The organism is Paraburkholderia sp. GAS32, assembly GCF_050434225.1.
In the GTDB taxonomy this organism is placed as follows: domain Bacteria; phylum Pseudomonadota; class Gammaproteobacteria; order Burkholderiales; family Burkholderiaceae; genus Paraburkholderia; species Paraburkholderia madseniana.
In genome coordinates this window covers 59,190-83,358 of the sequence record NZ_JBNPVS010000011.1, presented here as the reverse complement: position 1 = coordinate 83,358, position 24,169 = coordinate 59,190, and the positions used below count along the sequence as shown (strand labels likewise).

21 protein-coding genes and 4 tRNA genes are annotated in these 24,169 nt (G+C 62.4%); 16 read left to right on the top strand and 9 right to left on the bottom strand.

Features of this window, described 5'->3' with window-relative positions; all coding sequences use genetic code 11:
* Positions 1-190 precede the first annotated feature (190 nt).
* From pgsA to P3T25_RS15770, 7 genes are all read left to right on the top strand, one after another.
* Positions 191-784 carry a CDP-diacylglycerol--glycerol-3-phosphate 3-phosphatidyltransferase gene (gene pgsA / locus P3T25_RS15800; RefSeq protein WP_429358353.1) on the top strand — a complete coding sequence of 198 codons (594 nt, stop codon included), beginning with the start codon at positions 191-193 and terminating at the stop codon, positions 782-784.
* 215 nt (positions 785-999) lie between these two features.
* Positions 1,000-1,075, top strand: a tRNA-Gly gene (locus P3T25_RS15795).
* 62 nt (positions 1,076-1,137) lie between these two features.
* Positions 1,138-1,213, top strand: a tRNA-Gly gene (locus tag P3T25_RS15790).
* Positions 1,214-1,317: 104 nt separating this feature from the next.
* A tRNA-Cys gene (locus P3T25_RS15785) sits at positions 1,318-1,391 on the top strand.
* 188 nt (positions 1,392-1,579) lie between these two features.
* On the top strand, positions 1,580-1,984 hold the full coding sequence (locus tag P3T25_RS15780) for a hypothetical protein (RefSeq protein WP_171925351.1): 405 nt from the start codon (positions 1,580-1,582) through the stop codon (positions 1,982-1,984).
* A 47-nt stretch (positions 1,985-2,031) separates the two neighbouring features.
* Complete coding sequence (locus tag P3T25_RS15775) at positions 2,032-2,790, top strand: TraB/GumN family protein (protein WP_429358352.1); 759 nt, start codon at positions 2,032-2,034, stop codon at positions 2,788-2,790.
* A gap of 223 nt (positions 2,791-3,013) precedes the next feature.
* The gene (locus P3T25_RS15770) at positions 3,014-3,508 is read left to right on the top strand and encodes a GNAT family N-acetyltransferase (RefSeq protein ID WP_429358351.1); all 495 of its coding nucleotides are present in this window, start codon (positions 3,014-3,016) and stop codon (positions 3,506-3,508) included.
* 78 nt (positions 3,509-3,586) lie between these two features.
* On the opposite strand, the gene P3T25_RS15765 is transcribed toward P3T25_RS15770, so the two are convergent.
* The 3 genes from P3T25_RS15765 to P3T25_RS15755 are packed head-to-tail and all read right to left on the bottom strand — an operon-like array spanning position 3,587 to position 5,530.
* Positions 3,587-4,471, bottom strand: coding sequence for a cytochrome c oxidase assembly protein (locus P3T25_RS15765; protein WP_429358350.1), 885 nt, complete (start codon positions 4,469-4,471; stop codon positions 3,587-3,589).
* Positions 4,472-4,480: 9 nt separating this feature from the next.
* Positions 4,481-4,942: a copper chaperone PCu(A)C gene (locus P3T25_RS15760; protein ID WP_054036246.1), complete on the bottom strand. Its 462-nt coding sequence runs from the start codon at positions 4,940-4,942 to the stop codon at positions 4,481-4,483.
* 18 nt (positions 4,943-4,960) lie between these two features.
* Positions 4,961-5,530: an SCO family protein gene (locus P3T25_RS15755; RefSeq protein WP_429358389.1), complete on the bottom strand. Its 570-nt coding sequence runs from the start codon at positions 5,528-5,530 to the stop codon at positions 4,961-4,963.
* Positions 5,531-6,003: 473 nt separating this feature from the next.
* Here P3T25_RS15755 and otsB point away from each other — a divergent pair, with 473 nt between their 5' ends.
* Together otsB and otsA are read left to right on the top strand one after the other, a co-directional pair.
* On the top strand, positions 6,004-6,753 hold the full coding sequence (otsB, locus tag P3T25_RS15750) for a trehalose-phosphatase (RefSeq protein WP_154565282.1): 750 nt from the start codon (positions 6,004-6,006) through the stop codon (positions 6,751-6,753).
* Between the two features lie 67 nt (positions 6,754-6,820).
* Entirely contained in the window at positions 6,821-8,281 is a 1,461-nt protein-coding gene (gene otsA, locus P3T25_RS15745; protein ID WP_429358349.1) for an alpha,alpha-trehalose-phosphate synthase (UDP-forming), read from the top strand.
* 113 nt (positions 8,282-8,394) lie between these two features.
* Here otsA and P3T25_RS15740 read toward each other — a convergent pair whose 3' ends face one another.
* Positions 8,395-10,230 carry an ABC transporter ATP-binding protein gene (locus P3T25_RS15740; RefSeq protein ID WP_154565280.1) on the bottom strand — a complete coding sequence of 612 codons (1,836 nt, stop codon included), beginning with the start codon at positions 10,228-10,230 and terminating at the stop codon, positions 8,395-8,397.
* A gap of 692 nt (positions 10,231-10,922) precedes the next feature.
* Here P3T25_RS15740 and P3T25_RS15735 point away from each other — a divergent pair.
* The 3 genes from P3T25_RS15735 (at position 10,923) to P3T25_RS15725 (ending at position 13,733) form a co-directional block, all read left to right on the top strand.
* A complete protein-coding gene (locus tag P3T25_RS15735; protein ID WP_154565279.1) occupies positions 10,923-11,987 on the top strand; it encodes a glycosyltransferase family 4 protein in 1,065 nt (354 codons plus the stop codon).
* A gap of 268 nt (positions 11,988-12,255) precedes the next feature.
* The gene (locus P3T25_RS15730) at positions 12,256-13,110 is read left to right on the top strand and encodes a hypothetical protein (protein ID WP_154565278.1); all 855 of its coding nucleotides are present in this window, start codon (positions 12,256-12,258) and stop codon (positions 13,108-13,110) included.
* Positions 13,111-13,268: 158 nt separating this feature from the next.
* Complete coding sequence (locus P3T25_RS15725) at positions 13,269-13,733, top strand: DUF2214 family protein (protein WP_154565277.1); 465 nt, start codon at positions 13,269-13,271, stop codon at positions 13,731-13,733.
* Between the two features lie 69 nt (positions 13,734-13,802).
* Here P3T25_RS15725 and P3T25_RS15720 read toward each other — a convergent pair whose 3' ends face one another.
* From P3T25_RS15720 to P3T25_RS15700, 5 genes are all read right to left on the bottom strand, one after another.
* Positions 13,803-15,680 carry an ABC transporter ATP-binding protein gene (locus P3T25_RS15720; protein WP_429358348.1) on the bottom strand — a complete coding sequence of 626 codons (1,878 nt, stop codon included), beginning with the start codon at positions 15,678-15,680 and terminating at the stop codon, positions 13,803-13,805.
* A 520-nt stretch (positions 15,681-16,200) separates the two neighbouring features.
* Positions 16,201-16,275, bottom strand: a tRNA-Val gene (locus tag P3T25_RS15715).
* Positions 16,276-16,323: 48 nt separating this feature from the next.
* A complete protein-coding gene (gene dnaQ / locus P3T25_RS15710) occupies positions 16,324-17,064 on the bottom strand; it encodes a DNA polymerase III subunit epsilon (protein ID WP_266258255.1) in 741 nt (246 codons plus the stop codon).
* Between the two features lie 80 nt (positions 17,065-17,144).
* Entirely contained in the window at positions 17,145-17,591 is a 447-nt protein-coding gene (gene rnhA / locus P3T25_RS15705) for a ribonuclease HI (protein ID WP_154565274.1), read from the bottom strand.
* Positions 17,588-18,451 carry a class I SAM-dependent methyltransferase gene (locus tag P3T25_RS15700; RefSeq protein WP_154565273.1) on the bottom strand — a complete coding sequence of 288 codons (864 nt, stop codon included), beginning with the start codon at positions 18,449-18,451 and terminating at the stop codon, positions 17,588-17,590. Before P3T25_RS15700 ends, rnhA begins: the two co-directional genes overlap by 4 nt.
* 19 nt (positions 18,452-18,470) lie before the next feature.
* On the opposite strand from P3T25_RS15700, the gene gloB reads away from it, so the two are divergent.
* The 4 genes from gloB (at position 18,471) to carA (ending at position 24,141) form a co-directional block, all read left to right on the top strand.
* On the top strand, positions 18,471-19,262 hold the full coding sequence (gloB, locus tag P3T25_RS15695; protein ID WP_266258256.1) for a hydroxyacylglutathione hydrolase: 792 nt from the start codon (positions 18,471-18,473) through the stop codon (positions 19,260-19,262).
* A 157-nt stretch (positions 19,263-19,419) separates the two neighbouring features.
* Positions 19,420-21,114 carry a transglycosylase SLT domain-containing protein gene (locus P3T25_RS15690; RefSeq protein WP_171925342.1) on the top strand — a complete coding sequence of 565 codons (1,695 nt, stop codon included), beginning with the start codon at positions 19,420-19,422 and terminating at the stop codon, positions 21,112-21,114.
* 201 nt (positions 21,115-21,315) lie between these two features.
* Positions 21,316-22,557, top strand: a complete 1,242-nt coding sequence (locus P3T25_RS15685; RefSeq protein ID WP_171925341.1) for an MFS transporter — start codon at positions 21,316-21,318, stop codon at positions 22,555-22,557.
* 429 nt (positions 22,558-22,986) lie between these two features.
* A complete protein-coding gene (carA, locus tag P3T25_RS15680; protein WP_054036255.1) occupies positions 22,987-24,141 on the top strand; it encodes a glutamine-hydrolyzing carbamoyl-phosphate synthase small subunit in 1,155 nt (384 codons plus the stop codon).
* Positions 24,142-24,169: the final 28 nt, after the last annotated feature.

The window sequence follows — 24,169 nt, the reverse complement described above, 5'->3', positions numbered from 1 at the left end:
CGCCACGCTGCCCGAGGAGGGGCAGCGAGCGGTCGATAGGTGGCGCAGAAGCGCTCAGCAAGCGGGTGATAAGTGTCCGGCAAGCGGTGCTCCGGCGCTGCACGTGCCAGCCCCCGCGCGCCGCTTTGCTTGTGGCAGGCCCTGTGACACGGCACAATTGCATCTCCCTTGTCAGACGCTGCGCCTGCCCATGCCGTTTAATTTCCCGATTTTCCTGACTTGGCTGCGGATCGTCCTGATTCCGCTCGTCGTCGGCGTGTTCTATTTGCCTGACATGATGATGAGCCCGGCACACCGCAATCTGGCCGCCGCGACGATTTTCATTCTGGCGGCGCTCACCGACTGGTTCGACGGCTTTCTGGCCCGTAAATGGAATCAGACCTCGGCGTTCGGCGCGTTTCTCGATCCGGTCGCCGACAAGCTGATGGTGACGGCTGCGCTGCTGGTGCTCGTGCAACTGGCACGGATCGATTCGGCGATCGCGCTGGTGATCGTTGGGCGCGAGATCGCCATCTCGGCACTGCGTGAGTGGATGGCGCAGATCGGCGCATCGAAGAGTGTCGCGGTGAATTCGCTCGGCAAGTTCAAGACGGTGTGCCAGATGGTCGCGATTCCGATGCTGCTGTTCTACGGGCCGTTGCCGTTCGGTGGCGGGGCGTCTGTCGATACGCGCGTGTGGGGCCTGTGGCTGATCTATCTGGCCGCGTTCCTGACGATCTGGTCGATGCTCTACTACATGAAACTCGCGTGGCCGCAGATCCGCGAGCGGAGTGGCGTCGCCTGATTGGAAAACGTTCGGGGCGCGACGCCCGAGCGGCTGAAGCGTGTCCGAACGTCGGGCAAGCATGAGTGAAATCTTTTCCGTTAAAGACATTCGCAAAAGGGGTTGACACGTTTCAGTCGTTTCTCCATAATCTCGTTTCTCCGATGCACGCAGTTTGAAGCGCGGTAGCAGTAAGAGAGCAGTTGCAGTAATAAGGCAGTAGTTAGCAGCACATTGCGGGAGTAGCTCAGTTGGTAGAGCGCAACCTTGCCAAGGTTGAGGTCGCGAGTTCGAGCCTCGTCTCCCGCTCCAAATTTTGAAGCAACGCGTTGTTTGGCGAAGTAAAAGTGCAAGGCGTTGTGAAGTAGGGCAATGCGGGAGTAGCTCAGTTGGTAGAGCGCAACCTTGCCAAGGTTGAGGTCGCGAGTTCGAGCCTCGTCTCCCGCTCCATACATAAGGGGAAGCAACGCTTCCCTTTTTGTTTGGTGGGTCAGTCCTTACGGTTACCCACCAGACAAATCTGAGAATCTGCAGCTAGGTTCCAGTCCGCTTGCGGCGCGATAGCAAAGCGGTTATGCAGCGGCCTGCAAAGCCGTTTAGGCCGGTTCGACTCCGGCTCGCGCCTCCAGTAGTTGATGTAAAGAAAAGCCCCGACTTGTCGGGGCTTTTCTTTTATCCGGCGTCGTGCACCTCGTACTTCGTGTCTCTCCTTTTAGCCTTGGTACTCAGGTCGCCGCTTACGATACGCCGCTGCGTCCATGTCCATCTGCGCGCAACGCTATAGTTCGCAGACTCCAACGCTCCCTCATCGACATCATGCGCATCCAGGATATCGAACGCCGCTCCTTCTATTTGCGCCTGATCTACGCGCTATGTCTGTGCGGCGCCACCTGGGCGCATCTGCAAGTGGCTTTGGTCCATGGGCTCTGGTGGGACTACGGCGGCGCGGCGCCGCTGACACAAATCTACTGGACGTCACTGCTCTTTATCGACCCGCTCACGGTTCTGTTATTACTGTTGAGTCCGAGAGCAGGGCTGATCCTCTGTGTCGCTGTCGTCGTGACAGACGTGGTGCACAATTCATGGTTCGCGCTGCATCATCCGATCCGCATGGACCTGTACGTTTCGCAGATCGCTTTCCTGCTGTTCGTCGCGTTCACGGTGCGGACCGCGTGGCGAGGGGCCGCGAGCCGGGCCGCCGCGCTGCGCGCCGCTGATTGAATTGCCCGATTGCCGCTTTGCGCAATTGCCCGTCTACACGAGGCTGCATGTACCTACAACTCACCGGCACCAACGTCCGTCTGCTCGGCTCGATGCATCTGTTTCCGGCGACGAGTCGCAGAACGCCGCCGTGGATCGCCGAAGCGTATGACTGGGCCGAATCGCTGGTCTTCGAATCCGATCCGCCGACGATCCTGCCGTTTCTGAAGGCTCCCCCGCAGGGCGGTGCCGATCAACTGCGGCCTTTGCTATCCGCCGATGCCTGGAATCGGCTGCAAGCTGTGTGGCCCGTCGAGGGCCCGTTGGCGCCGCTCGTCGAGCTACGTCCGTGGGCCGCGTTGATCGTCGCGCCGACGCTGTTTCAGCAGGTCGTCGAAGGTGTCGAGCCGCGCATGCTGCGCTCGGCGCTCACGCAAGCCAAACCGTACCAGTATCTCGAGACCGCGCAGGAGGTGGCGGCGTCGCTCGAATCGATTTCGCTTGAAGCAGTTGGCACCGCACTCGGCATGCTGATGGCCGATCTCGACGAACCGCAGCGCACGCTCGAGCGGATGCACAGCGCGTGGCTGCATGGCGATCTGGAAGCCGTGCAACAGATCGCTGTCGAGTCGCCGATGTTCAATCTGCCCGGCATCCGCCACGCCATTCTCGATGCGCGCAATCGCGCGTGGGCGGCGCGTGTGACGGCGCTGCTCCGGCGGCCGGAGCGGACTTTGGTGGTGGTGGGCGCGCTGCATTTGTGCGGACCCGGTAACCTGATCGACTGTCTCGCACAGCCCGTCGAGCCGGTTTTTGCAAGCGCGTAGCAGGATTGCGGCTGGCGGCCGCATCAACGCGATTGACCGTGAAGCGTCCTGAATGCGTGGCGTAACGGGGGTGCGGTCGGGCGCATGGCGGCTGAACGCAGCATGCGTGTGGGTCGCCACCGAACTCGCCAATATCGGCGCGGCATAGCCTAAGATCGCCACGCGCGGCATAATTTCGCATTGCCGCCGCCCCTGCCGGCGCACCTCTTTTTGAAGCCATTCCATGACCGAACCGCAGCAAACCGCCAGCACACGACTGGCGCAACTCGAATGGCGCTGGAAAGCGTTCGAAGACCTCACGGCCGCCGAAGTCTACGCGATGCTGGCCGCGCGCAGCGCGGTGTTCGTGATCGAGCAGAACTGCTTGTATGGCGATATCGACGGGCTCGATTCAGATGCCTGGCACCTGTTTGCCTTTGGCCCCGGTGAAAAGAAGCCGCAGCTCGCGGGCTATTTGCGCGTGCTGTTGGCGGACGCCGACGACACCGATATCCGCATCGGCCGCGTACTGACCACGGCGGAATTCCGCGGCATCGGCGTCGGCAACGCGATGCTCGAACGCTCGCTCGCGCACATCCGGGCGCAGTGGCCGGGTACGCCGATCCGTTTGCATGCGCAGGCGCATCTGCAAGGCTTCTACGGGGCGTTTGGCTTTACGCCGGTGTCGGAGATTCACGAAGAGGACGGCATCCCGCACGTGTGGATGCGTTCGGCTTAGAAAACCGGGCCGCAACCGGACTCGGCGCTCGCGCGCCGACCGGCTTCAACCGCCGCGACTTCAATCGATTCGAAATGCTCAGCGCTGGCTGCTCGCAGGCACCGACGCGGGCTGCGTCAAGCCTTGCGTCGCCTTAACGCGCCGCTCGCCGCGCAGACGTCCGCGTGCCGACAGCCGCATCCAGTGACGCAACGCCAACAGCGCGCCGATCACGCTCATCATCGAGCCCGGAATCCATAGCAACAGCCCGCCGATTTGCTGATCGCGCATCGGGCTCAGCCACGTGAAGGCGCGGCCGCAAATCGAGTAGATCGGATACAGCTCGCGCGGTGTAAAGAAGATAAATGCGCCGAGCATGATCTGCGGCGGAATCGCAGCAATCACCACCAGTACGCGCTTGCCGGGCGACAAACGCGCCGGCGGCGCCGGGCGCGGATCAAGCACGAGCCACCAGAACAGCAGCCCGTCGATCACCATGCTCCAGTTCATCACGCGATAGAGCCGCCAGTCGAGCATCGCCACGAAATGAATTGGTGACATCAGCCAGAAGTAGATCAAGCCGACGAACAACGTGACGGCGACCACCGGATGCATCACCACGTCGAGCAGCTTGCGTACTACCGGAGTCTCAAGCGCCGGCCGCACGAAGCGCTGCCGCCAGCTGAATGGAATGCCCGCACGCAACGCGGCGCCCGGATACGAGAGGGCGATAAAGAACGGCCCGAGGTGATGCAGCACCAGATGCTGCGCGCGATGCATGAAGAACTCATGCTCGAAGAAATAATCGAGCCGCGTATGCAGCGCGACATACAACGCGACCAACCCGAACCAGAAGGAAATGCGCCGGCGAATCGACACCTTCGCCTTGTGCGCGCCGCGCACGAAAAGAATCGCCGGCACCAGCAAGGCGATGACGACGGTCGGCGAAAACTCCCAGGGGTCGAGCCAGTAGAGCAGGTTCATCGCGGGGCGTTACTTGGTCTGGGCGGGCGACTTGACAGCGAACGGCGTATCGAGCGTTTCGCCGTCGGAGAACTTCAGCGTCAGATGCACGGTGTCGCCCGGCGCGACCTTGTGCTTCGCGTCTTCGAGCATCACGTGATAGCCGCCCGGCGCGATCGCCACCTGGCCGTGCGCGGGCACCGTCAGCTTGTCGACCATCACCATCTTTTGCGTCGAGCCGTTCGACACGGTTTGATGCAGCATCGCGTCGCCGTAGTCGTTGCTGGAAATATCGACGAGGTCGACCGGCTTGTCACTCGCGTTCACCAGCGTCACGTAGCCGGCGGCAGGGAGGTTGTTCGGCAGCCAGCGCACCCACGCGTCCTTGACGCTGATCGCATTGGCACCGGCGGCATGCGCGGCCGATGCGAAACCGAATGAGAGGGCGAGCGTGCAGCTCAGTGCGGCGAACGTTTTGATCTTGATCGACATGGGTGAACTCGGGAAAGGTCAGGAGCGGTCATCAACGATGCGGCGCAGGTCTTGTGCGATAGCATCGGGAGTATCGTGATCGGTGGCGAGCAGGCGCGCGTGGCCTTGCGGATCGAACACGTAGACGGCCGAGCTATGGGTGACTTCGTAGTTGCCGTTGGGGTCGCGCTTTTCCATCTGATAGGCGACCCGGTAACGCTTGGCGAGCGACTCGATCTGCCAGTCGGTACCGGTCAGGCCCTCGGCGTGCTGCGAGTCGAAGGCGCCGACGTAATCATGCAGTGCTTTGGGCGTGTCGCGTGCCGGGTCGACGGTGATGAACAGGATGCGCACTTTCTGCGCGTCCGGGCCGAGTTTGCCGAGCACCTGCATCAGGCGGCCCATCGTTTCTGGGCAGACGTCCGGACAATGCGTATAACCAAAGTAGACGAGCGACGTGCGGCCTTTGAACGAATCACCGGTTACGGCGCGGCCGTCGTCGCCGGTTAGCGTGAAGTCGAGATCCGGCAAGTGGCCGGTCACGTTGGTCAACTGGAACGGTTCGGCGGGATGCGTGCAGCCGGTTAGCGTACTGAGCGCGCTCACCATTACGGTCAGCGCGACCAGGCGCCCGGGCCACGGCTGGCGTGGCGTCAAGCGGTTCGGCTGTTGGTGGCGGGACGAGAGGATGGGGAACAAAGCAGGGTTCAATGACTCGATTGAAGAGCGGCGCGTGACGCTGCCCGTGAACGGACTCGGTTGATTCGTGCCAGGCGCGCGGCCCGTGATGGTGTGCAAATAGGGTCGTCGCTGCAATGGCCGCGTGGCAGCGACTGTATCGCAAAATCTCCAAAGACGTCGCGCAGCGCCCGCGGGCGCGCGGTTTGCGAGGCAATTTGACGCAGGCGGCTGAAAGCTCGCTGAAGCCCGATTGTTCTCTTTTTGAACGCAATCGTGAGCAGCGCCGGCTGCGCTACCCGGCCAGGCTTGTGTCCCGGCTTACTTTCTCGAAAAATTGACGGATGCGCGGTAAGATGCGCACACTTTTCCGGCCGCAGAAGGCTGAAAGGCAAAATTAACCGATGCAAGCACTTCCGGCTGTTCTGTCTCCTGGTGAGACGGCATTTTTCTTCGACTTCGATGGCACGCTCGTCGAGCTCGCGCCCACGCCGGACGGCGTGCTTGTGCAACCGCGCGTGATCGTGTTGCTGAGCGAGTTGCGCAGTCTCACGAATGGCGCGGTCGCGATCGTGTCGGGCCGCGGTATCGACAGCATCGACGGTTTTCTCGGCATGCCCGATCTGCCGATTGCCGGTCTGCATGGCGCCGAGCGGCGCGACGCGAACGGCGACACACAGCGCATCGGTTTTCACGACGAACGCCTGTTGCGCATGGAGCAGGTGCTCGCGCAGGTCGTCAACGAACATCCCGGCATGCTGCTCGAGATCAAAGGCGCGGCGCTCGCGCTGCACTACCGCAACGCGCCCGACCGCGAACCGGTGGCGCGCGAGGCGACTGAGCGGCTGGTGGCCGATTATCCCGGCTCGTATGTGCTGCAGCCGGGCAAGATGGTCTACGAAATCAAGCCGAAGGACGTCGACAAGGGCCGCGCGATGCGCGCGTTCCTGGAAGAGCCGCCATTCGTGGGCCGCACGCCGGTGTTTGCCGGCGACGATCTGACCGACGAGAAAGGCTTTGCCGTCGTCAACGAGCGCGGCGGCCTGTCGATCAAGGTGGGCGCGGGCGACACGATGGCGCATACGCGCATCGAATCGGTCACGGCGCTGCTCGACTGGCTGGAATCGATTGTCGCGGCCGCGCGCGGAGCGTGATCGTGACGTCACCCGTGGCGCCCCATCCCCTAACGACCATGACTTACTGCATCGGGAATCGCGCTTCATGAGCCGACTGATCATCGTATCGAACCGGGTTGCGCCGATCTCGGAGGGCGGCCCGGCGGCGGGCGGCCTGGCTGTCGGCGTATACGACGCGCTGAAGGAAACCGGCGGCATGTGGTTCGGCTGGAGCGGCGACGTGCTGAGCTCGGGCCAGCCGCAGATCAAGGTGGAAGAGCGCGGACCGGTGACCTTCGCGACGATCGCGCTGATGCGCCGCGACTACGACCAGTACTACCGCGGTTTTTCGAACGCGACACTATGGCCCGCGTTCCACTATCGCGCCGACCTGCTGCAATACGACCGGCACGACTTCGAAGGCTACTGCCGCGTCAATGCATGGCTCGCACAGCAACTCGTGCCGCTATTGCACGAAGACGACGTGATCTGGGTCCACGACTACCATCTGATTCCGTTCGCCCAGGCGTTGCGCGCGGCCGGCGTGAAAAATCGCATCGGCTTCTTTCTGCATATTCCGTTTCCGGCGTCGCAGGTATTGCTGGCGGTGCCGCCGCATCGCGAGCTGGTCGAAGCGCTGTGCTCGTTCGATCTGCTCGGCTTCCAGACCGCCCCGGATTTGCGGGCGTTCTGCGACTACATCGTCAATGAGGCGAACGGCACGGTCGACGTGTCGGCCAGCGGCCCGCTGAGCGTCCATGCGTTCGGCCGCACCTTGCGCGCGGCGGCTTATCCGATCGGCGTCTATCCGGACGAAATCGCCGAGCTTGCGAAGTCGGGCGAGCGCGGCAAGCCGGTGCGCACGATGAAGACGGCGCTGCATTCGCGCAAGCTGATCATGAGCGTGGACCGCCTCGATTATTCGAAGGGGCTGGTCGAACGTTTCCGCGCGTTCGAGCGCTTGCTGGAGCATTTCACCGCGCAACGCAACCAGGTGTCGTTCCTGCAAATCGCACCGCCGACGCGTGCCGACATGCACGCGTACCAGGACATCCGCCTGCAACTCGAAGGGGAGTCGGGGCGCATCAATGGCCGCTTTGCCGAACTGGACTGGACACCAATCCTTTACATTCATAAGCAGTACGAGCGCTCGGTGCTGGCTGCGCTGTTTCGCACGGCGCATGTCGGCTACGTCACGCCCTTGCGCGACGGCATGAACCTCGTCGCCAAGGAGTACGTGTCGGCGCAGGATCCGGACAATCCGGGCGTACTCGTGCTGTCACGTTTTGCCGGTGCTGCGCAGGAACTGGATGGTGCGTTGATCGTGAATCCGGTCGATATCGACGGTATGGCCGAGGCGTTGGCGAAAGCGCTGGAAATGCCGCTTGTGGAGCGTCAGGCGCGTCATCGCGACATGATGATGCAACTGCGCGAGAACAACGTGTCGGTGTGGCGCGACAACTTCATGCGCGATCTTCAGAACGTCGATGGTGCGAAGAGCACCAGAACCGTGAAGGTGCGTGCCGGATCGGGCAAGAAGACGGTGCGCGAGACCACGGTCGGATAGGTGGTTTTCGGGCCTGACTGGAACGGCCTCTGACAAACAAAAAAGCCGCTCGAAAGCGGCTTTTTTGTTTGTTGCTGCGACTGTTGCTGAAGCAGCAGAAGGCGCTGCGTTGGCTAGACCACGTGCTGCTCGTCGACCTTCTTGCCGCCGACATGCAACGTGGTGCCCTTGCCGTACTGCTTCGAAAGCAGATCGCGATACAGGCCCGGCCGCTGGCGCAACTCTTCCGGACTGCCGTCGTCGATGACCTTGCCTTGGCTCATCACGATGATCCGGTCGAAGTTATTCAGCGTCGACAACCGGTGCGCGATCGCAATCACGGTGCGGCCCACCATCAGCCGGTCGAGCGCCTTCTGGATCGCTTCTTCCGATGCGCTATCGAGCGCCGAGGTGGCTTCGTCGAGCAGCAGGATCGGCGCGTTCTTCAGGATTGCGCGCGCAATCGCGATCCGCTGGCGCTGACCGCCGGAGAGCTTGACGCCGCGGTCGCCGACGATCGTGTCGAATCCTTCCGGCATGGCTTCGATGAAATCGCTGCAGCGGGCTTCGCGCGCGGCGGCGACCACTTCTTCCCGGGTCGCTTCAGGGCGGCCGTAAGCGATGTTTTCGTACACCGTGCGATGGAACAGGGAGATATCCTGCGGCACCAGCGCGATTGTGTGGCGCAGGCTGTCCTGGGTGATCGCAGCGATGTCCTGGCCGTCGATCTTGATGGCGCCGCCCTGCGTCTCGTAGAAACGCTGCAGCAGCGCCAGCACGGTGGATTTGCCCGCGCCCGACTTGCCGATCAGGCCGACCCGCTGGCCCGGCTCGATATGCAGGTCGAAGTGATCGAGAATCGGCCGGCGGCGCGGGTAGGCGAACGTCACGCCTTCGAAATCGACCCGGCCGCCTTGCGGCACGAGTTCGGTGGCGCCGTCGCGGTCCGGCATGCCGTGGGGCTCGAGCAGGGTGCGCACGGCTTCCGCGAGTCGCGCGACGTGCTGCGTGACGTCGACCAGCGCTACGGCCAGATCACGCGTGCCGTGCAGAATCGTGAAGCCGAGCGAGCTGACCAGCACGATGTCGCCGGAGGTCGCACGGCCTTGATCCCACAGCCACAGCGCCCAGCCCAGCAAGCCTGCCGACAGCAGCGCGGTGATCACCGCATGCAGCAGGCGCAGCTTTTCCAGATACAGCAGGCTTTGCTGGCGCGCTTCCATTTCCGCTTTGACAGTCGCGCCGAAACGCTGCTGCTCGCGAAACGTCATGCCGAAGGCGCGCACGAGGCCCATGTTGCTGATCACGTCGACCAGCTCACCGTCCACCGACGCTGCTTTCGTGGCGAAATGGTGATGCCGCGCCGAGCCACGCCCGGCAAGTTTGTAAAGCACGACCGACAGAATGGCCGAACACAGCATCAGGCCGCCCGCCATCAGCGGATTCACGGCGGTGATCATGACGATCGCGCCGAGCACCGCGATACACGGCGGCAGCACGTTCCAGGCGGTGGTGTTTTCGGCGGTGTAGACCGCGTTCGAGGTTGCCGTGATGCGGCTCGCCAGCATGCCCGGCTGTTTCTCCGAGTAGTAAGTCGGCGAGTGGCCGCTTAAATACTGGAACAAATCGCGCCGCAGGTCGCCAGTTACGGCCACGAAGGTATGCGCGGCCACCCAGCCGCCGACCCGCCACAGCAGGTTGTCGGCGGCAATCAGGCCAACCAGGATGGCGAACGCGCCCCACAACGGACCGGGGTGATGCCGGCCTTCGCCGAGCACATCGATCAGATGCTTGATCGCGTATTGCGAAGCGAGCGCACAGCCCACGGCCGCGAACACGCTGCACAGGACGATCGCATGCGCGAGCGGATGGCGGCGAATAAAGCGGAAAAGAAACGCAAGCGGCCTGTGCGCATAGCTCGCAAGCTTTGCGTTCTGGGCGTTACGCTGGGCGATGGTTAAGTGTTCCAATTGATCGTGAGGTCGGTGTGTTTCAGGTTGTGCATGCAAGGCATGGGCCACAGCAAAAGCCTTCGCCGCGAAGCCGATGCTTCGCATTGTAAACATGCAAAAGCGATTGCGCCCTGTGTATCCGGGCAATGACGCGACTGATTTCGCGATAGACGACCGCGACCTACTGTTGCTCGACCCGCCGATGGTGCGGTGGTTCACGCAGGCTGCGGAATATTTCGGGATATAATTACAAATTGCATTCAACTGCGGTGCGGCATTTCTTCAATGCCTGCCGGCAAAGTTGACACAGGAGCTTACAGCGACCGTCTTCGGGGCAGCGTTGCAAGCCAGTTGCTACTGTAGAACTGTCTTATAAAACAAGGGTTTGTAAAGTGTTTCGCCTTTGTAACAACGTAAAGACTTTGAAATGTTGTGGTGCAGCGAGATCCCCGGCATTGATAATGCATGCTCTGCTAGCCCACCGAAATATCTGACAGTTTGTCAACGTAGGTGCCATGTGTGCGTTTACCGGCACATGCGCAGACAGCGAACTGCTGATCTGGGCTCACTACCCAAGCGATCCATCGCAGGATTTCTCGAAAGAATCAGGCCCGCGCCGGCATATCCGGCCAGACTGCCCTGGCGAGCAAGCGAGTCGCTTTTACCAAACGCAGTACTTTTGCCTGATTTTTTACGAGGAGTTCTTCATTATGCGAATCGCTCAAATCGCTCCCTTGCACGAGGCGGTTCCTCCCAAGCTTTACGGCGGGACGGAACGCGTGGTGTCCTACCTGACCGAAGCGCTGGTTGAACAGGGCCATGACGTCACGCTTTTCGCAAGCGGCGATTCGCAAACCTCGGCGAAGCTCGAAGCGTTCTGGCCGCAGGCGCTGCGCCTCGACCCGACCATCCGCGACGTGATGGCGCCGCACATGCTGCTGCTGGAAGAAGTGCGCCGCCGCGCGGACGAATTCGACGTGCTGCATTTCCACATCGACTACTACCCGTTCTCGCTGTTCGCCCGCCAGCCGGTGCCGTTCCTGACCACGCTGCACGGCCGTCTCGATCTGCCGGAACTGCAGCCGATCTTCAACACGTTCAGCGACGTGCCGGTGGTGTCGATTTCGGACAACCAGCGCATCCCGCTGCAACAGGCGAACTGGCTGCAAACCGTTTATCACGGGCTGCCGGAAAACGTGCTCACGCCGATCAAGGACGTCGAGCCGGGCTACCTCGCATTCCTTGGCCGCGTCTCGCCGGAGAAGGGTCTCGACCGTGCGATCCGCATCGCCGGCCAGGCAGGCATGAAGCTCAAGGTCGCCGCCAAGATCGACAAGGCCGATCGTGCCTACTATGAAGAAGTGATCAAGCCGCTGATGGCGCTCCCGCACGTCGAATACATTGGCGAAATCGGCGAAACCGAAAAGCGTGAGTTCCTCGGCAACGCGCACGCACTGGTGTTCCCGATCGACTGGCCGGAGCCCTTCGGTCTGGTGATGATCGAAGCAATGGCTTGCGGTACGCCGGTGATCGCGTTCAACCGTGGTTCGGTGCCGGAAGTGATCGAAAACGGCGTGTCGGGTTTCGTCGTCGAAGACGAAATCAGCGCGGTCGCCGCAGTGAAGCGTCTGCACACGCTGCCGCGCACCGGAGTGCGCAAGGCATTCGAAGCGCGCTTCTCGTCGAAGGTCATGGCGAAGAACTACGTTGCCACCTACGAAGAGCTGCTGCGTCAGAAGCATCGCACGGTGCTGCGCGAAGTGAACGCCAGTTGAGCGCCAGCTAAGTACGGTACGTAAAAGCAGCCAGACCGGCTGGCCGGGCGCGCGCTTTCGGCGCCCAGTGATCGATGGTCCGGCTGCCCCAGCAACGCCCCGCGTGCATCTCGCCTGCGGGGCGTTGTTGCATGCGCGCCGCGATTTTGCGCGTATGCGGCAGAAAGTACGGTTTTGGGACCGGCAAGCATGAGCCTGTCTCGGTAATATCCCTATAATGGCCGTGCCGCAAATCTGGCTGCGGCGCCGTCGACGACAGGAGGATGCTTTGGCGAGAACGAAAGAGACGCGTGCGAACGCGGCGCCCGGCGCCGGAATGATTTTCGCGCTGCGCGCCATCGGTCTCGTGCTCCTCACTCGCTGGCTCTTTTCGATGGCGCAGATGGACCTGGGCGCGTCGCTGTCGGCGATGGTGTCCTCGCCGTGGGCGTGCATCAACCTGGTGTTCCTGTTCCTGCTGATCTTCCTGCCGGGCGCCCGCGCCGTGGCCGAGCGCCCGTTGCATCCGCTGCCGCAATGGTTGCGGCAGGCGGTGCGTCTGTTTGCTTTCCTCGGATTCCTGTTTGCTGTCTGGTCGGTCGGCGCATTTGCGGCGAGCGCCGGTTGGCGGCGCGCCGCGCAGGCGGTGGCGGCCACCAACGGCTGGCTGTTGGCGGCACCGGCGTTGTACGCGGCGGTCGTGTGGATTTGCCGGCCGCGCGCGCTGTGGCGAACCAATATCGCTGCGCGGCGCTTTGCAATCGGCCGCTATGCGGTCTCGCTCGATCCGGCCACGCGCACGGTGGTCGTCTGGGCCGAGCGTCGCAAGGTGGGGCAGTACGACGCTCGCGAATTGTCCGTGCGCTGGGCGGCGGCGCCAGGCATGGGCGCGCCGCCGGCGCCTGCCCCGGCGGTGGCGTTCGGTGTTGCCGGTGAAGCGGGTCGACCTGCAGCGCCGGTCGGTTCGGTCGGCGCGCCTGCGCTGGTGCGCAGCGGCTTCGGCCGACGTCCGAAAATCGAATTGCTGTGGGATTCGCCGGCTGCGGCGGGACACAATCGGCAAACCGTGTTCCGCGCCGCGCTGACTACCGAGGGCGATCGGGTCGCCGCGCGAGCGCTCGACACATCGTTGCGGCAAGTCTGAAACTGTCGCTCCGGACAGTCAGCTACAACACGCGGGCGAAGCAGACATCGTAAAGTGCGGTAGTCGATAATAAGACATGTAAGAAAAAGTGCCGCCCGGCGTTTCGGTGGGCGAGTGAGAGATACATCGATCGTATTGCGTCGTTTGCAGGAGTCGCTATGCTGGTTCGCTGGTTGCTTGCCGCCCTTCATCTACTTGCTTATGGCTTTGCCCTCGCGTCGATTCTTCGGCGCACCTGGTCATTGCGGCGAGCCAGCGTGCCTGCTGCGCTGCGATCCGTATTCCGCTCCGACTCGCGGTGGGGTCTTTCGGCTTTGGTGCTGATCGTCACCGGTCTGATGCGCGCCTTCGGCGGTTTCGAAAAGGGCGCCGACTACTACCTGCATGAGCCGCTCTTTCACTTGAAGATGACGCTGCTCGTGCTGATACTCATTCTCGAAGTCCCGACGATGCTCGGCCTGATGCGCTGGCGCGCAAGTATCAGAAAAGGCGCGCCGCCTGATTTGCGAAAGGCCCGTAGTTATGCGCGGTTCAGTGTGATCCAGACCGTGCTGCTGGTGTTGATGGTGTTCGCGGCGACCGGCATGGCGCGCGGCATCGGGCTGCCTGCGGGCGTGGTGTAGGTGCGTAAGCCTGCAGAAAACGCCTGTTACGGCGGCTTCTGCAGGACGTCCCGCACGCTTCTTCGCAATTTACTTTTCGACCAGCAAGTCTGAATCATCGCGTCGATTCGCCTTCGCGCCCGCGGTCTTGTGCGTGACCTCAGAATCGCCGAGACCCTTGATCAACTCCAGCGCCTGACGTTCGAACAAGCGCCTGTACAAGCCGTTCTCGAGTCTGATCAACGCCTCGTGACTACCTTCCTCGATGACCTTGCCCTTGTCCAGCACCAGCAGTCTGTCCAGCGCTCGCACGGTGGACAGACGGTGCGCCACCACCAGCGTCGTGCGGCCCATCATCAGCCGTTCCATGGCCTGCTGGATCAGCACTTCGCTTTCGCTGTCGAGGCTCGAGGTCGCTTCGTCCAGAATCAGGATCGGCGCGTCCGCGAGAAACGCCCGCGCAATCGCTACACGCTGACGTTCGCCACCCGAGAGCTTGATGCCGCGTTCGCCCACCAGCGTGTCGTAACCTTGGGGCAGCGCCGCGATAAAGCCGTGCGCACTGGCAAGCTTCGCGGCGCGTTCGATCTCGGCACGGCTCGCGCCGAGCCGTGCATAGGCGATGTTCTCCGCCAGCGAGCGGTGGAACAGCACCGGCTCCTGCTGAACGATGGCGATCTGGCTGCGCAACGACGCCTGCCGCACACGGGCGATATCCTGACCGTCGATCGTGATCCGGCCTTCCGAAATGTCGTAGAGCCGCTGGATCAGCTTGATGAAAGTCGTCTTCCCCGAACCCGAGTGCCCGACCAGTCCGACGCGTTCTCCCGGCGCGATGCGCACGGAGAAGTTGTCGTAGAGCGGCGTGGCTTTCGCACCGTAGTGGAAGGTAACGTGCTCGAAGCGAATTTCGCCTTTGCCGATCGCGATTGGGCCTGCGCCGGGGCGGTCTTCGATACCAAGCGGCTGGCTCTCGAGCGACACCAGTTCTTCCATGTCGTTGACCGAACGCTGCAGGTTGCGGATGTGCATGCCCACGTCGCGCAGATAGCCTTGCAGCATGAAGAACATCGTCAGCGCGAACGTGATGTCGCCGACGCTTGCTTCGCCGCGCACCCACAACAGCAACGCGGCGCCGAGAATGGCGGCCTGGATCGCCACCAGCATGCTGCCCTGCACGCCGCCGTTGATCGTGCCGCGAATCCACGTGCGGCGCGTGCGATGACGCCACTTGACGATCACACGCTCGAGCAGGGCTTCTTCGCGCGCTTCGGCGCCGAACGCTTTCACCACGCCATTGCAGCTGACTGCGTCGGCGAGGGCGCCGCCCATGCGCGTGTCCCACGCGTTAGCGAGGCGCGCGGCGGGCGCAACGAAGCCGAGCGACAGGGCCACGGTCGCCGCGATATAGAGCACCGAACCAATACCGACGACCGCGCCCATCATCGGCCAGCGCCAGCCGAGCAGCACCGTTGCGCCGACCAGCATGACCAGCGACGGCAGCAGCGCGACCAGCAACGTGTCGTTGAGCAGATCGAGCGCCCACATGCCGCGCGTGATCTTGCGCACGGTGGATCCGGCGAAGCTGTTGGCGTGCCAGTCCGTCGAAAAGCGTTGCACGCGATGAAAAGCGTTCCCGGCGATCTCGCTCATCATCTTGAGCGTCAGCCTGATAAGGTTGAAGAACACGCCCTGGCGAAGCAGTGTGGCGCCGAGCCCGAGCGCACCCAGCACGCAGAAGGCCGTGATCGCCGCGTGCCACGCGACGGCGTCGCCGGCGGAGCCGGATGCGATCGCGTCGACGAGCCGCCCGGCGAACATCGGCGTTAGTACGTCGGCCAATGCCGAGAGCAGCACCAGCGCCGCAATGACGAAGATGCGCCAGGGCTGTTTGGCCCAGTGACGGAAGGTGAAGCCAAGGACGTCCTTGAAGGCTTGTCCACGAAAGTCGAGTTTTTTTCTAGTCATTTGCCACGACCCGATGGCGCGCGAGCGCACCGAGGTTCCAGTCAGAAGCGAAAGGAAGAGACAGTCAGGCGAGCCGCGCTGTGTTGACAGCAATGCCGGCAATGAGACTACGGACTGTCTGGAATTTGCGCGGGACGCCTGGTCAGGCAGAACCGCGTGAGCGACAACGCGACAAACTTAAGGTCGCGAGAATGGTCGTGAAGCCATCCCAGGGAGAGCGATATGCACTGCGAACATGTGACGCCTCCCTGTAGTCGAATGAAGTGAAGGAATGGACGGGGCGAGTGCCCGAAAACTGACTATATCAGCAGTATTTCGCGGCCGCAATCGTACGAAAAGTTCGGTGTTGACTTCGAAGCGGAGCGGGCGCAGATGTAGATGCGTATCAACGCACACACACGTGATCAATCCGGCGCGCGCATGCCTGGAAACAAACAGAATCAAGCGGAAGCAAAAACAAAAAAGCCCTCGACTTTCGTCTAAGGGCTTTCTCTTGCGGTTCTTCGGGAACCAGCGAATCTGGTGGGTGGTACAGGGATTGAACCTGTGACCCCTGCCGTGTGAAGGCAGTGCTCTACCGCTGAGCTAACCACCCGAAGAGAGCCGAATTATGTCAGGGATTTTTCGACTCGTCTAGTACTTTTTAAGTGGTTTGCTCATCCGCGGCCGCAGCCGGAGCCGGTTCGAGACGCCACACGCTCGTGCCTTTGACCGCTTTGTCGAGACCGTCGAGCACGGCCTGATGTTCGGCGACTTCGTCGTCGCTCGCGGCGATCACGACCAGATTCAGCGAATCGATCGCGATGCGCGGTGCGCTCGCATCGCCGCCGCCGTGCGAATCGCCGAGCATGTCGATAACGAGGCTCTCCTGGCCGCGCGTCATTGCCAGGTAAACCTCGGCAAGCAGTTCCGAGTCGAGCAGTGCGCCGTGCAAGGTGCGGTGTGCGTTGCTGATGCCGAAGCGGTCGCACAGCGCGTCGAGCGAATTGCGCTTGCCCGGGAACATCTGCTTGGCGCGCGCGAGCGTATCGATGATCTCGCCGCAGTAGGTTTTCACCGGCGGCAAACCCAGCAACGCAAATTCGGCATCGAGAAAGCCGATGTCGAACGGCGCGTTGTGAATGATCAGTTCCGCGTCCTGAATGAAGTCGCGAATCTGATCGGCAATCTCGGCGAACTTTGGCTTGTCGCTCAGGAACTCGGTGGTCAGCCCGTGAACGGCCAAAGCGCCCGGATCGCTTTCGCGTTCCGGGTTGATGTAGAAATGCAGGTTGTTGCCCGTGAGCCGGCGGTTCACCATTTCGACGCAACCGAGTTCAAGGATCCGGTCGCCGGTTCGTGCATTCAGGCCGGTGGTTTCGGTATCGAGGATGAGTTGACGCATGTCGGATTAGCCTGCTCTAAAAAAATCAGCGAAAAAGAAGGGCGCGCGCGTGGGTGTCGCCGCGGGCATCACAACACGCATCACATCTCCGCGAGTGACGCGACGCCGCGATTGGCCAGTTGATCCGCGCGTTCGTTTTCCGGGTGGCCGTTGTGACCGCGCACCCAGCGCCATTCAATTTCGTGCTGCGCGACGAGCGCATCGAGCCGCTTCCAGAGATCGGCGTTCTTCACCGGCTGCTTCGCGGCGGTGATCCAGCCTTTTTTCTTCCAGCCGTGAATCCATTCGCTGATGCCTTTCTGCACGTACTGCGAGTCGGTATGTACGACGGCCTTGCAGGGGCGCTTGAGCGCCTCGAGAGCGCCGATCACGCCCATCAGTTCCATGCGATTGTTGGTGGTGTTGGGCTCACCGCCGAACAGTTCTTTTTCCTGATCGCCGAAGCGCAGCAGCGCGCCCCAGCCGCCGGGGCCGGGGTTGCCCTTGCAGGCGCCGTCGGTATAAATATCGATGATGTCGGAAGTCATTGTGTGTGGTTGCGTGTGTTCGGAGTGGCGGCGGGCGCGAGGCCCGCGGCGAGGACAGGTTTCTTGACTTTCAGCGGGCCGACGAGGCGCATGCCGCGCACGCGCTTGATCGCCTTGATCATGTAGGTGGCGCCGAAAATCGGCCACCAGCGGTCGCCGGCGGCTTCCATGAAGCCATAGCGGGACAGCCATTGTTCGCTGCCGAGCGGCGGACGATAGCAGCCAAAGCGCCCGCGTTCAAGGTCGAAACCCAGCAATTTGATCCAGTCTTTCAGGCGCGTGAAGGCGATCAGGTCGACTGCGGCGGGCACGAACGGCCGGCCCGTCATCTTGCCGACCGATTGGCGCGCGCCCCACAGCGACAGCGAATTGAAGCCGAGAATGATCAACTGGCCTTCGGGCATCAGCACGCGCTCCGCTTCGCGCAGCAGCCGGTGCGGGTCGCTCGTGAATTCCAGCGTATGCGGCATCACGATCAGGTCGACGCTTTGTGCTTCGAACGGCAAGTCGAGCAGATCGCACCAGACAGCGCTGCGTCCAGCGGGCGCAGGCAAACCCGCGGGCAGACCTTGCGCGGCGCTGTTACCCATGCCCTTGCCCGAGCCATTCCCGGCGCGCCCGAGGCCGCGCGGAAAAGTGTAGGGCGCACTCGCGCCGCTCGCTGCGTCGAGCACGAGCCCGCGGCAGGGCATGCGGTTCTCGCGCAGGGCGTCGAGCTGCGGCAGGCCGAGTTGCAGCGCATGGTAACCGAACACGTCGGACACCACGCGATCGAGCTGGGTCTGTTCCCACTCGAGTACGTAGCGGCCGGGTGGTGAATCGGTCCAGGCAGGCCAGTCTATAATTGCTCGATCAGTCATATCAGAGAATGCGTCACCTATGAATGCGCTCGAGTACGTACCGGTCCCGGCGTTTGAAGACAATTACATCTGGGTCGTTTCCGACGGGCATCATGCGGTGGTCGTCGATCCGGGTGAGGCCGCCCCCGTGCGCGCATATCTGGCGAAACGGGGTTGGCGGCTGAGCGCTATTTTACTCACGCACCATCACCAAGACCATGTCGGTGGGGTGGCCGATCTGCTGAACGGCCAGGCCGTTCCCGTGTACGGCCCCGCTGGTGAGGCGATCCAGCATCTCACGCATCGTCTCAAAAACGGCGATCACGTGACGATTGCGGCCCCCGCACTCGAATTCAGCGTACTCGACGTGCCCGGGCATACGAGCGGCCACATTGCCTATTTCCAGGCGGCCGATCCGCGCGGCACGCCGCACGTGTTTTGTGGCGACACGCTGTTCGCGTGTGGCTGCGGCCGCTTGTTCGAAGGCACGCCCACGCAGATGCTGGCGTCGCTGGATGCGCTGGCCGCGCTGCCCGGCGCGACCGAGGTTCACTGCGCCCACGAGTACACCTTGTCGAACATCCGCTTCGCGCTCGCCTGCGAGCCAGGCAACGCCGAACTGCAAGCCTGGCGCGACACGGCGAGCGAATTGCGCGCGCGCCATGTGCCGACGCTGCCCACCACCATCGCCCACGAACGCGCCGTGAATCCGTTTTTGCGCGCCGACAGTCCGGCGATTCGCGCTACCTTGCAAGAGCAGTTGCACGAAAAAGTGTCCGATCGTTTGACCGCATTTACGCTGATGCGCGAATGGAAAAACCGCTTCCGTTGACCCGTTGAGCATCGGGGTGTTCCTCACGCGAAGAATCGCAAAAATTCGCCAAGCCTAAGATTTCCTTGATTTTTTTCGTAATTTTCCGATTGACGTAAACGTTGCCGTTTCGTACTATCGGCTGCAAATTCCAGCCCTTGTGGAAGCCGAGACGTTCATGCGATTTATCTTTAGTGCGTTGTTGGTCCTGACACTCGCCGCTTGCGCGAGTCAGGGACCGGCGACGAATAGCCCTACCACCGCAACAAACCCCGCCAGCCAGCAAGCCGTAGCCGACGCCCTTCGCAAGACAGCCACCGCCAAAGAGACGATCAACGTCGATCAAGGCTCGGTCAGTCAACTGACGAGCGCGGACGCCGATTTGTGGGGCCGTATTCGCCGTGGTTTTCAAATGCCGGATCTGCAAACCGACCTCGTCGACATGCAGGTCAACTGGTATGCGCAGCGTCCGGATTACGTGCAGCGCATGACCGAGCGCTCGCAGAAATACCTGTACCACATCGTCGAAGAGCTCGAAGCGCGCAATATGCCGACCGAGCTTGCCTTGCTGCCGTTCATCGAATCCGCGTATAGCCCGCAGGCATTGTCGGTGGCGAAGGCCGCCGGCATGTGGCAGTTCATGCCGGGCACAGGCCGCACCTACAACCTCAAGCAGAACATGTGGCAGGACGAGCGCCGCGACGTGCTGGCTTCGACCAGCGCCGCGCTCGACTACCTGTCGCGTCTGCATGACATGTTCGGCGACTGGCAACTGGCGCTCGCCGCGTACAACTGGGGTGAGGGCAACGTGCAGCGCGCGATCGCGCGCAACGAAGCGGCGGGGCTGCCCACCGACTACCTCAGCCTGCGCATGCCGAACGAGACGCGCAACTACGTGCCCAAGTTGCAGGCGGTGAAGAACATCGTGATGAACCCCCAGATGTACGGGCTCACGCTGCCGTCGATTCCAAATCACCCGTATTTCGTGACGGTCACGACCTCGCACGACATCGACGTGGACATGGCGGCAAAACTCGCGAATCTGTCGCCAGACGAATTCCGCTCGCTGAACCCGTCGTTCAGGAAGCCGGTGATTCTCGGCGCCACGCAGCCGCAAATCCTGCTGCCGTTCGATAACGCCAGCGCCTTCGAACGTAATCTGAAGGCCTATTCCGGCTCGCTGTCGTCCTGGACCACGTACACGGTCACGGAGCGCTCGGCGCCGGCGGCGATCGCGCAAAAGATCGGTGTCGATGCCGACACGCTGATGGAAGTGAACAAGATTCCGGCCGGCATGCGTTTGAAACCGGGTTCCACAATCGTGGTGCCGCGTGGTTCGGACGACGACGAAGACATCAGCGCCGACGTTGCCGAAAGCGCCGTGCTCGCCATGGAGCCCGACGTTCCCGACACCCGCAAGATGCTGATTCGCGTGCGTCGCAATCAATCCATGGCCGCGATCGCAGTGCGTTACGGCGTCTCGATCGGTCAATTGAAGGCATGGAATCGCACGCATCGCGATCAGGTTTCGCGTGGTCAGGTGATCGTGCTGCACGTGCCGGTTGGCAAGGCGATGCCGAGCGAACCGGGTCCGGAACGCATCGCGACTGACGTGCAGGGCGGCGGCGTCGAGAAGATCGGCACCCGTGTCACAGACACGAAGAACGATTCGCGCTACGATAAGAAAAAGGGTCGTGGCCGCTCCGCCGTGGTGAAGGTGTCTGAACCGGTGGATAAAGCGAGCAAGCCGACAACGTCCGGCGCCAGCAAGGGCAAGATGACGAAGGTGTCGGCTTCCACGTCCAGCAAGGCGTCGAAGGCCGCGGCAGATAGCCGCCAGAAGACCGTGGCCAACGCGAAGAAGGGTAAGTAGACCAAAAAGCGGCTCCACGGTAGTGACCACATGCGTTGCGGGGGCAGCGCATGAATTGCGCTCCGATCACGCACCGTGTTATTCCGACGCCGTCACCTTAGGGTGACGGCGTTTTTCATTCTGCAGATCAATTCAGGCGAATTTCGCTCATTTCATTTATCGTTCGTGCTCAGGCCTTGTCGGCCGCTCATTTCAAAGCTCATGTCGTCCACCCAGTTGCGCGTCTTTCTGCTGTTTTCCGCCGGTTACTTTGTTTCGTACGTGTTTCGCGGCGTCAATCTGGGCTTTGCGCCCTTCATCACACACGATCTCGGCTTGTCGGCCACGGATCTCGGTTTGCTCACCAGTCTGTATTTCCTCGGTTTCGCGGGCGCGCAGATTCCGGCGGGCGTGTTGCTCGACCACTTCGGCGCGCGTCGGGTGACGGCGGTCACCCTGCTATTTGCCGCGCTGGGAATCTGGGTGTTCGGAGCGGCGCACGGCGTTGGCGCGATGATGGTCGGGCGTCTGCTGATCGGCGTCGGCGTGTCCGTGTGTCTCGGCGCCGCCTTCAAGGCGTTGGCGCAGCATTTCGCGTCGGCACGGTTGCCGTTGATGAACGGGCTGGTGATGGCGATTGGCGGTTTCGGCGGCGTGATGGTTGGCTCTCCGCTCACGTGGGTGCTGGGCTTCGCCAGTTGGCGCGCGGTCTGCGTTGGCTTGGGTTTGCTGACGGTTCTCGTGGCAGTCGCGCAGTGGACCCTCGCGCCAGACGCAAAGGAAACCCATCACCAGGCAAGTCTCGGCGCCCAGTTCAAGGGCACTTTGCACATTTTGAAGAGCGCGGCATTCTGGAAGATCGCGTCGTTTTCGGTCGTCACGCAAGGCGTGTTCTACGCGATGCAATCGCTGTGGGTCGGCGCCTGGTTGCGCGACGTGCAGGGCTTCGAGCCGCGTGAAGCTGCCGCGCTCGTATCGGTTCTCGGCTTCGCGATGATGGCCGGCTGCGTGGGCTTCGGCGCGGCCGCGCGCAGCCTCGAGCGGCGCGGTGTCTCGCTGTACGTGTTTTGCGGCACCGGCATGGCGCTGTTCGTCGTCACCCAGTTGCTGATCATGTTCAATGCGCCGCTGCCCGCGAGCCTGCTGTGGGCGGCGTATGGGATCTTCGGCGGTACCGGGATTCTCAGCTACGCGGTGATGGCGCGGCACTTCCCGGCGCAGATGATCGGCCGGGTGAACACCACCCTGACACTGATCATCTTTCTGCTGATTTTCGGCTTCCAGATTGGCGTCGGCGCGGTGCTGTCGCACTGGCCGGCCAGTGGCGGACATTATCCGGCCGCCGCGCATCTCACCGCCTGGGGCATTCTGATGGCGCTGCAATTGTTGAGCGCGATCTGGTACGTATTGCCCGGCCGCACAGGGCTTCAGCCGGTGCACGCGCGCGCTGAACGGCCGGTTTAAGGCCGTTGTGGATGGTTCGCCGGGTCGGGTCATATTCGCCGGCTCTATCCCGATTCTGGCCCGCACAAATTTTGTCGACCGGCTTCTGAGCCATGTGCAGCAAGACTTCGACCCGTTTGGGAGGGCGCTCCGCTACGCCGGCTCCCCATCTCGGATTTGGAGGGAAGGGTAGTTTCACGCTATAATTTCAAGGTTTGAGCTTATCAACCCGCACCCTAGCGCCTACCTCTCCCATACCGTTCATCCGCCGCGCGCTTTTGACGCCCCGCACCCCAGCCGAGCCGTCCACACAATGGACCCATCGCGCCCCTTGCGACGTCACCAGCAGTACGCGAGCGAGTCTGCGCGCGCATCCTTGCCGATGCGTTTCGCTGCGGCTCGCAGTCGGATAGACAGGTCGGCAACAGGGTGTTCCCCAAGGAGTCTCCCGTGTTGCCGTCATTTTCTCCCGCTTTGCTCGCACTCGCCGACGGCACGGTCTTTCGTGGTTACTCGATCGGCGCCCCCGGGCATACGATCGGCGAAGTCGTGTTCAACACCGCTATCACCGGTTATCAGGAAATCCTGACCGACCCGAGCTACGCGCGCCAGATCGTGACCCTCACGTATCCGCACATCGGTAATGTCGGCGTGAATGCCGAAGACGTCGAAGCCACGAAAGTCCATGCCGCCGGCCTGATCATCCGCGATCTGCCGGTTCTCGCGTCGAACTTCCGCATGGAGCGCACGCTCCCGCAATACCTGAAGGACGAAGGCGTGGTCGCCATCGCCGGTCTCGACACCCGTATGCTGACCCGCGTGTTGCGCGACAAGGGTGCGCAGAACGGCGCCATTCTGGCCGGTTCGGATGACGAAGCGAAGGCAATCGAACTCGCGCGCTCGTTCCCGGGTTTGTCGGGCATGGACCTCGCGAAGGTCGTGTCGACGAAGGAAAGCTACGAATGGACCCAGACCGAATGGCGTCTGGGCACCGGCTACGGCACGCAGAACGCACCGAAGTACCGCGTGGTCGCGTTTGACTACGGCGTGAAGTACAACATTCTGCGCATGCTGGCTGAGCGCGGCTGCCACGTTACCGTGCTGCCGGCGCAAGCTTCCGCGGCTGATGCGCTCGCGCTCAATCCGGACGGCGTGTTCCTGTCGAACGGCCCCGGCGATCCGGAACCGTGCGACTACGCAATCGCTGCGACTAAAGAGCTGATCGAACGCGGCATCCCGACCTTCGGCATCTGCCTCGGCCACCAGATCATGGGCCTCGCGCTCGGCGCCAAGACCCTGAAGATGAAGACCGGCCACCACGGCGCGAACCATCCGGTAAAGGATCTCGAAGACGGCCGTGTGGTCATCACGTCGCAGAACCACGGTTTCGCGGTCGACGCCGACACGCTGCCGGCCAATGCCAAGGTCACGCACATCTCGCTGTTCGACGGCACGCTGCAAGGCTTCGCGCTGACCGACAAGCCTGCGTTCTGCTTCCAGGGCCACCCGGAAGCGTCGCCCGGTCCGCACGACATCGCCTATCTGTTCGATCGCTTCACGGCGTTGATGGACACGAAGAAGGCCGGCAAGGCAACAGCGGCATAAGCAGCAGAGTGCGAGGCGCCCAGGTGGC